Below are 7,350 nucleotides of genomic sequence, written 5' to 3'. Positions count from 1 at the left end.
CTCTGGCTCCCTGCTTTCCTGCAAACAACAATTTACCCTCATGCTGAGCCCGTCGAAGCACGCGCTTCATTCATGCAACCCCCTCCTTTTTGGCGCGCTGCATCAGCACAGTGCGTGCTTCGACAAGCTCAGCATGAGGGAGGTTGAGGCCCGGCATGAGGGGGTGGAGAATGGCACGGTGATAGCTTTGCGAGGTTTCCATCTCTGGCTCCCTGCTTTCCTGCAAACAACAATTTACCCTCATGCTGAGCCCGTCGAAGCACGCGCTTCATTCATGCAATCCCTTTTTGGCGCGCTGCATCAGCATGGTGCGTGCTTCGACAAGCTCACCATGAGGGGTGTGGGTGTTTGGCAGGGCGGTCGTTCTGCGACATTGGCAGATGCTGAGCAGCTTGCAGGACTAGAGCCCTGCAATCAAATCAAACCCCTCGTGCTGAGGTTCGCTCCGGATGAGAGAAAGTGGATCGGTGGCAGGGGTCTGTGAGATTGCACCTCCGTTCGAGTCGGTTGGCGACAGGCAAGCGAACGGTCATCCGGCATCGGGCGCGGCGTCGGCCTTTTGCTTGTCCTTCAGCCGGGCATTGCACAATTTGTAATAGCCGCCGCCCTTCTCGATCCAGCGCGTGCCGCCGAGGCGATCGGCCTTTTTCAGCGCGTGATATTCTTCGAGGCAGGTGTGCATGCGCCCCTGCGATGGCTTCTCGCCGGCGAATTTCCCGGCAATGGCGGTGGGAAAGCTCAAATCCGCCGCCTTGTGCTCCAGCGCCGGAGCGGAAGCACCCGCAGATCCGGAATTTCCACTCTCCGCGTCTCCGGCCACGGTTTCGGTTGTGGCGGCATCGCCATCCGCGCCATCCGCGCCATCAGCCGGGGGCGCAGCCCCGCAATTCGCCTTGCGGAAATCCTTCCAGCCCAGCACCTCGCCGGCGACCTGCGCGGCCTTATATTTAACGCTGCACTCCTTCATGCTCATCGCCGCCGCTCCACCCAGCGGCATCGCTGCGAAAGCGAGGCAAAGCAAAAGAAAACGGGCGATATGGGCGTCCAACATGGATGATCCTGCAATGAATGAAACAAACCAATGAATAAAACAAACCACGGAATAGACCGCGCGACGAATATGCCCGGAGCCTATAGTGCGCCGCACGCCAACACCATCCATACCTTCGTCTAAACCCTCCCTGCCCGGATGTCGGCGCGGCGAACCGGATGGCAGCGGGCCTTGAATTAATTGAACGTTCGTTTTATTAATTCTTCATGGCACGCACCACGGGTTCCGAAGGCGGCAAGACGCGCAGCGCGATCGAGGCCGCGGCAAAGCGGCTCATCGCCCGCACCGGCTATGAGGCGATGTCGATGCGCCGGCTGGCCGATGAGGTCGGCGTGCAGCCGGCGGCGTTCTATCGCTATTATTCCAACAAGCAGCAGCTGCTGCATTCGCTGATGCAGGGCCATATGGAGCGGCTGCTCGGCGCATGGCGGGCGGAGGACCCGGTCGAGGATGCACCGGCGCGGCGGCTCGCGGCCTTCATCCGCTTCCACATCCATTATCATATCGAGCGGCGCGAGGATGTGCACATCGCCAATATGGAGCTGCGCAGCCTCGATGCGGCGAACCGCGCGACCATCGTGGCGCTGCGTTCCGACTATGAGGGCAGCCTGCGCGCCATTCTCGATGCGGGCGTCGGGCGCGGCGATTTCGCCATCGACGACATAGCGCTGGCGGCGCGGGCGATCATCGCCATGACGACGGGGGTCAATGTCTGGTTCCGCAAGGATGACAGGCTTTCCGTCACGGAAATCGCCGAAGGTTACGTCAATCTCGGCATGCGCCTTGTTGGCGCCAAGAAGATCAATGCAGATGCAGCGGGAGGCAGAAATGTACCAGTCGGGCCTAAGATTCGGATTCTCTGACGAGATCGAGGCATTGCGCGAAACCGTGCACCGCTTCGCACAGGAGAGGATTGCGCCGCTGGCGGCGGAAACCGACAGGAACAACCAGTTCCCCATGCAGCTGTGGCAGGAACTCGGCGCGCTCGGCCTCCTGGGCATGACCGCCGATCCGCAATTCGGCGGCTCCGGGCTCGGCTATCTTGCCCACACGATCGCCATGGAGGAGATTTCCCGCGCTTCCGCATCCATCGGCCTGTCCTATGGCGCCCATTCCAATCTCTGCGTCAACCAGATCAATCGCTGGGGCAGCGAAGCGCAGAAGGCGCGCTATCTGCCGAAACTGTGCTCGGGCGAGAATGTCGGCGCGCTGGCCATGTCCGAGCCCGGCGCCGGTTCCGATGTCGTGTCGATGAAATTGCGGGCCGACAAGAAGAACGACCGCTATGTGCTCAACGGCAACAAGATGTGGATCACCAACGGCCCCGATGCGGATACGCTGGTGGTCTATGCCAGGAGCGACCCCGCCGCCGGTTCGCGCGGCATAACCGCCTTCCTGGTCGAGAAGGGCCACAAGGGCTTCACCACGGCGCAGAAGCTCGACAAGCTCGGCATGCGCGGCTCCAATACGTGCGAGCTGGTCTTCGAGGATTGCGAGATCCCGTTCGAGAATGTGCTCGGCGAGGAAGGCATGGGCGTGAAGATCCTGATGTCCGGGCTCGATTACGAGCGCGTGGTGCTGTCGGGCGGGCCGCTCGGCATCATGGCCGCCTGTCTCGATGTCGTCGTGCCCTATGTGCATGAGCGCAGGCAGTTCGGCCAGCCGATCGGCGAGTTCCAGCTGATGCAGGGCAAGCTTGCCGACATGTACACGACGATGAACGCGTCGCGCGCCTATGTCTATGCCGTCGCCGCCGCCTGCGATCGCGGCGAGACCACGCGCAAGGATGCGGCCGGCTGCATCCTTTATGCGGCGGAAAAGGCCACATGGTGCGCGCTCGAAGCCATCCAGGCCCTTGGCGGCAACGGCTATATCAATGATTATCCGACCGGGCGCCTGCTTCGCGACGCCAAGCTCTACGAGATCGGCGCCGGCACCAGCGAAATCCGCCGCATGCTGATCGGCCGCGAAATATTCGGGGAAAGCGCCTGAGACGAAAGATTTTCCCGGCCGGCCGCTATCGGGAAAATCCCACAGGAAATAGCCCACAGGAATCAGCCCACAGGAATCAGGCAAGGAATCAGAATGACCATTCTCACCTCGCAAATCTCCACTTCCACCGAGACCTTCTCCGAGAATGCGGCGCGGATGCGGGCGCTGGTCGCCGAGATCCGCGAAACGGCGGCAGAGGTCGAGCTCGGCGGTTCGGAGGAGGCGCGCCAGCGGCATACGGCCCGCGGCAAGCTGCTGCCGCGCGAGAGGCTGGCGCAATTGCTGGATGCGGGCTCGCCCTTCCTGGAGATCGGCCAGTTCGCCGCCTGGGGCATGTATGGCGACAGCATCGCCGCGGCGGGGCTCATCGCCGGCATTGGCCGCGTCTCCGGCAAGGAGGTGATGATCATCGTCAACGACGCCACGGTGAAGGGCGGCACCTATTATCCCCTCACCGTGAAGAAGCATTTGCGGGCGCAGGAAATCGCGCTCGAAAACAACCTGCCCTGCCTCTACCTCGTCGATTCCGGCGGCGCCAATCTGCCGAACCAGGACGAGGTGTTTCCCGACAGGGAACATTTCGGCCGCATCTTCTACAATCAGGCCAACATGTCGGCGGCGGGCATACCGCAGATCGCCGTCGTCATGGGATCGTGCACGGCGGGCGGCGCCTATGTGCCGGCCATGTCGGAAGAGACGATCATGGTGAAGAACCAGGCGACGATCTTCCTCGGCGGCCCGCCGCTGGTCAAGGCCGCGACGGGCGAGGACGTCACCGCCGAGGAGCTTGGCGGCGCCGACCTGCACACGCGCGAATCCGGCGTCGCCGACCATTATGCGGTGGATGACGTCCATGCGCTGATGCAGGCGCGGCGCATCGTCGGAAACCTCAATCGCAAGAAGGAGATAGCGCTCGACCTTCGCAAACCGATTCCGCCGCTTTACGATCAGGACGAGCTCTATGGCATCGTCCCGACCGACCTGCGCCAGCCCTATGACGTGCGCGAGCTGATCGCCCGCATCGTCGACGGCTCCGAATTCGACGAGTTCAAGAAGAATTACGGCGCAACGCTCGTCACCGGCTTCGCCCATCTCTACGGCATGCCCGTCGGCATCATCGCCAATAATGGCGTGCTCTTTTCCGAAAGCGCGCTGAAAGGCACGCATTTCATCGAGCTTTGCGTGCAACGCGGCATTCCGCTGGTGTTCCTGCAGAATATCACCGGCTTCATGGTCGGCCGCTCCTACGAGGCGCGCGGCATCGCCAAGGATGGCGCCAAGCTGGTCACGGCGGTCGCCACCGCCAGGGTGCCGAAGGTGACGATGATCGTCGGCGGCTCGTTCGGCGCGGGCAATTACGGCATGTGCGGACGCGCCTTCTCGCCGCGCTTCCTGTGGATGTGGCCGAATGCGCGCATTTCGGTCATGGGCGGCGAACAGGCGGCAACGGTGCTGGCGCTGGTGAAGCGCGAGGGCATGGAGCGCAAGGGCGGCACGTGGTCGGCCGAGGAGGAAGCCGCCTTCCGCGCACCGATCCTCGAAAAATACGAGCGCGAGGGCCACCCGCTCTATTCCTCGGCACGGCTCTGGGACGACGGCATAATCGACCCGGCGAAGAGCCGCGAGGTGCTGGCGCTTTCGCTCTCCGCCGCCCTGAACGCCGCGCCGCAAGCCACGCGCTTCGGCACGTTCAGGATGTAACGGGACCCGCGACATACCACTTCCTTCGGGCTTTCCGCCAATGGCGCAGCAAGCCCGATGTCCAAGGAGAGAGACCGACAATGACAACAAGCTTCTCGAAGATCCTGGTCGCCAATCGCGGCGAGATCGCCTGCCGGATCATGCGCACGGCGCAGAGGATGGGGATCGCCACCGTCGCGGTCTATTCGGATGCCGATGCGAAGGCGCTGCACGTGGCCATGGCGGACGAGGCGGTCAATATCGGCCCTGCCCCGGTCACCGACAGCTATTTGCGGGCCGACAAGATCATCGAGGCGGCATTGCACACGGGCGCCGACGCCATCCACCCCGGCTACGGGTTCCTGTCCGAGAATCCCGGTTTCGTCGATGCGGTCACCAAGGCCGGCCTCGTCTTCATCGGCCCTTCGGCGGAAGCGATCAGGGCCATGGGGTTGAAGGACGCCGCCAAGCGGCTGATGGAAAAGGCCGGCGTGCCGGTCGTCCCGGGCTATCACGGCGAGGCGCAGGAACTGGTGGTGCTCGCCTCCAAGGCAAGGGAGATCGGCTATCCGGTGCTGATCAAGGCGCGCGCCGGCGGTGGCGGCAAGGGCATGCGCAAGGTGGACGATCCCGATGATTTCGCCGAGGCGCTGGGCAGCGCCCGCCGCGAGGCCAAGAGCGCCTTCGGCGACGATCGCGTGCTGGTGGAGAAATATATCGCCAAGCCGCGCCATATCGAAGTGCAGGTCTTCGGCGACAATCACGGCAATGTGGTGCATCTCTTCGAGCGCGACTGCTCGCTGCAGCGGCGGCACCAGAAGGTGATCGAGGAAGCGCCCGCCCCGGGCATCACCGACGAGATGCGCGCGGCGATGACCGGCGCCGCCGTGAAGGCCGCCCGCGCCATCAGCTATTCCGGCGCCGGCACGATAGAATTCATCGTCGACGCGACCGAGGGCCTGCAGCCGGACCGCTTCTGGTTCATGGAAATGAACACGCGCCTGCAGGTGGAGCATCCCGTGACCGAGATGGTCACCGGGCTCGATCTGGTGGAGTGGCAATTGCGCGTCGCGGCCGGCGAGGCCCTGCCGCTTTCACAGGCGCAGATCAGGCTCGACGGCCATGCTGTCGAGGCGCGTCTCTATGCGGAAGACCCGGCCCGCAGCTTCCTGCCGGCCGTCGGCACGCTGCACCATATCGCCTTCCCTGAGGCCGCCGGCAGCGGCGCCATCCGCATTGAAACCGGCGTGCGCAGCGGCGATGAAATATCGCCGTTCTACGACCCGATGATCGCCAAGATCGTGGTGCGCGCCGCCTCGCGCAGCGAAGCGCTGGCAACGATGAGCGATGCGCTGCTCCACACCGAGATCGCCGGCACCATCACCAATGCGGGGTTCCTCGCCGCGCTCGCCGCCCAGGCCGACTTCGTCGCGGGCGATGTCGATACGGGCCTGATCGACAGGAATGTCGACAGCCTGATCACCCGCGCCGCAGCGCCGGAGGGCGCGCGGGAACTCGCCATATTGGCGGCAAGCGGCCTGCTGGAGCCTGCGCCCGGCGGCGACCCGTGGTCGGACCTTCGCGGCTACAGCAATCTCGGCACGCAGTCCTATCCGGTGCTGCTCAAGACGGAAACCGGCGTCGAGCGCCACAATGTCAGGATCATTGGAGGCGGGATCGGGGGAAGCGGGCGACCGACAACCGGCGGCGCCGGGCATTTCGGCATGGACGGGCCCGATGGCACGACCGAACTGCGCGTGCGCCGCGACGGGCCGCATTGGCATGTGGTCGGCAGGCATGTGGCCGGCGGGCATGTGAACATGCGGGCGAAAACTGTGGCCGTTCCAAACGGCATCGCAGTGCTTTCCGGCGGTACGGTGGCAAGCTTCGCGCTGGCCGATCCGTTCCTGCTGGCCGAGGAGGCCGCCCATGCGGGCGACAGGCTGAACGCGCCGATGCCGGGGCTGGTCAAATCGGTGCGCGCCACGAGCGGCGATACGGTGCGCAAGGGCCAGATCCTGCTGGTGCTCGAGGCGATGAAGATGGAGCACACGATCACCGCGCCGCATGACGGCAAGATCCTGGAGATCGTCGCTGAAAACACGCAGGTGAAGGAGAACGCCGCACTGGTGCGCTTCGCCGAATAAGGTGGCGGGAGGGTTGGGAGCTTGGGTTTGAAGCCTTGCAGAACCACCTCCTTGCAATCAAACCAATTTCCCTCATCCTGAGCCTGTCGAAGGGCGCAGCAACGGTGGTGCAGTCCCTTTTTTGGTTGCATCAAAATAGTGCGTGCTTCGACAAGCTCAGCATGAGGGAGGTTGGCTCAGCATGAGGGGATTGATTTGATGGCGGTAGGGTTGGGAGCTTGGGTTTGAAGCCTTGCAGAACCAGAACCCTGCAAAACTCTACTCTCCCTCATCCTGAGCCTGTCGAAGGGCGCAGCAACGTTTGTGCAGTCCCTTGTTTGGTTGCATCAAAATAGTGCGTGCTTCGACAGGCTCAGCATGAGGGAGGTGGGGTGCAATCTCTTGTTGGAGATGCAGAATAAGCAAAATCCTCACCACGCCCGCGAAATCGCGTCTGGTCATTGAAATGGGGGGAGACGGGCGGTCTTCAGCGCGTCAGTA

At 63.4% G+C, this 7,350-nt stretch carries 6 protein-coding genes; 5 read left to right on the top strand and 1 reads right to left on the bottom strand.

All coding sequences use genetic code 11. The features are described 5' to 3' along the window. On the top strand, nt 1–484 hold a 484-nt coding region (locus OSJ75_RS15190; protein ID WP_267228629.1), incomplete at its 5' end, for a hypothetical protein. Between the two features lie 45 nt (nt 485–529). Here the strand turns inward: OSJ75_RS15190 and OSJ75_RS15185 are convergent. Further along, entirely contained in the window at nt 530–1,051 is a 522-nt protein-coding gene (locus OSJ75_RS15185; protein ID WP_267228628.1) for a hypothetical protein, read from the bottom strand. 206 nt (nt 1,052–1,257) lie between these two features. Between OSJ75_RS15185 and OSJ75_RS15180 the strand changes: the two genes are divergently transcribed. The 4 genes from OSJ75_RS15180 (at nt 1,258) to OSJ75_RS15165 (ending at nt 6,870) form a co-directional block, all read left to right on the top strand. Next, on the top strand, nt 1,258–1,914 hold the full coding sequence (locus OSJ75_RS15180) for a TetR/AcrR family transcriptional regulator (RefSeq protein ID WP_267228627.1): 657 nt from the start codon (nt 1,258–1,260) through the stop codon (nt 1,912–1,914). Continuing rightward, the gene (locus tag OSJ75_RS15175; protein ID WP_267228626.1) at nt 1,880–3,043 is read left to right on the top strand and encodes an isovaleryl-CoA dehydrogenase; all 1,164 of its coding nucleotides are present in this window, start codon (nt 1,880–1,882) and stop codon (nt 3,041–3,043) included. Before OSJ75_RS15180 ends, OSJ75_RS15175 begins: the two co-directional genes overlap by 35 nt. A 93-nt stretch (nt 3,044–3,136) precedes the next feature. Then, nucleotides 3,137–4,744 carry a carboxyl transferase domain-containing protein gene (locus tag OSJ75_RS15170; protein WP_250014579.1) on the top strand — a complete coding sequence of 536 codons (1,608 nt, stop codon included), beginning with the start codon at nt 3,137–3,139 and terminating at the stop codon, nt 4,742–4,744. Between the two features lie 80 nt (nt 4,745–4,824). Next, the gene (locus tag OSJ75_RS15165) at nt 4,825–6,870 is read left to right on the top strand and encodes an acetyl/propionyl/methylcrotonyl-CoA carboxylase subunit alpha (RefSeq protein ID WP_267228625.1); all 2,046 of its coding nucleotides are present in this window, start codon (nt 4,825–4,827) and stop codon (nt 6,868–6,870) included. Nucleotides 6,871–7,350: the final 480 nt, after the last annotated feature.

The sequence above is a fragment of the Phyllobacterium sp. 0TCS1.6A genome (assembly GCF_026420825.1).
GTDB lineage: Bacteria > Pseudomonadota > Alphaproteobacteria > Rhizobiales > Rhizobiaceae > Phyllobacterium.
This window is presented reverse-complemented; position numbering and strand designations above follow the sequence as displayed.

Coding starts and splice junctions, on each gene's coding strand:
- OSJ75_RS15185 (WP_267228628.1), bottom strand. CDS start 1,051: ATGTTGGACGCCCATATCGCCCGTTTTCTTTTGCTTTGCCTCGCTTTC.
- OSJ75_RS15180 (WP_267228627.1), top strand. CDS start 1,258: ATGGCACGCACCACGGGTTCCGAAGGCGGCAAGACGCGCAGCGCGATC.
- OSJ75_RS15175 (WP_267228626.1), top strand. CDS start 1,880: ATGTACCAGTCGGGCCTAAGATTCGGATTCTCTGACGAGATCGAGGCA.
- OSJ75_RS15170 (WP_250014579.1), top strand. CDS start 3,137: ATGACCATTCTCACCTCGCAAATCTCCACTTCCACCGAGACCTTCTCC.
- OSJ75_RS15165 (WP_267228625.1), top strand. CDS start 4,825: ATGACAACAAGCTTCTCGAAGATCCTGGTCGCCAATCGCGGCGAGATC.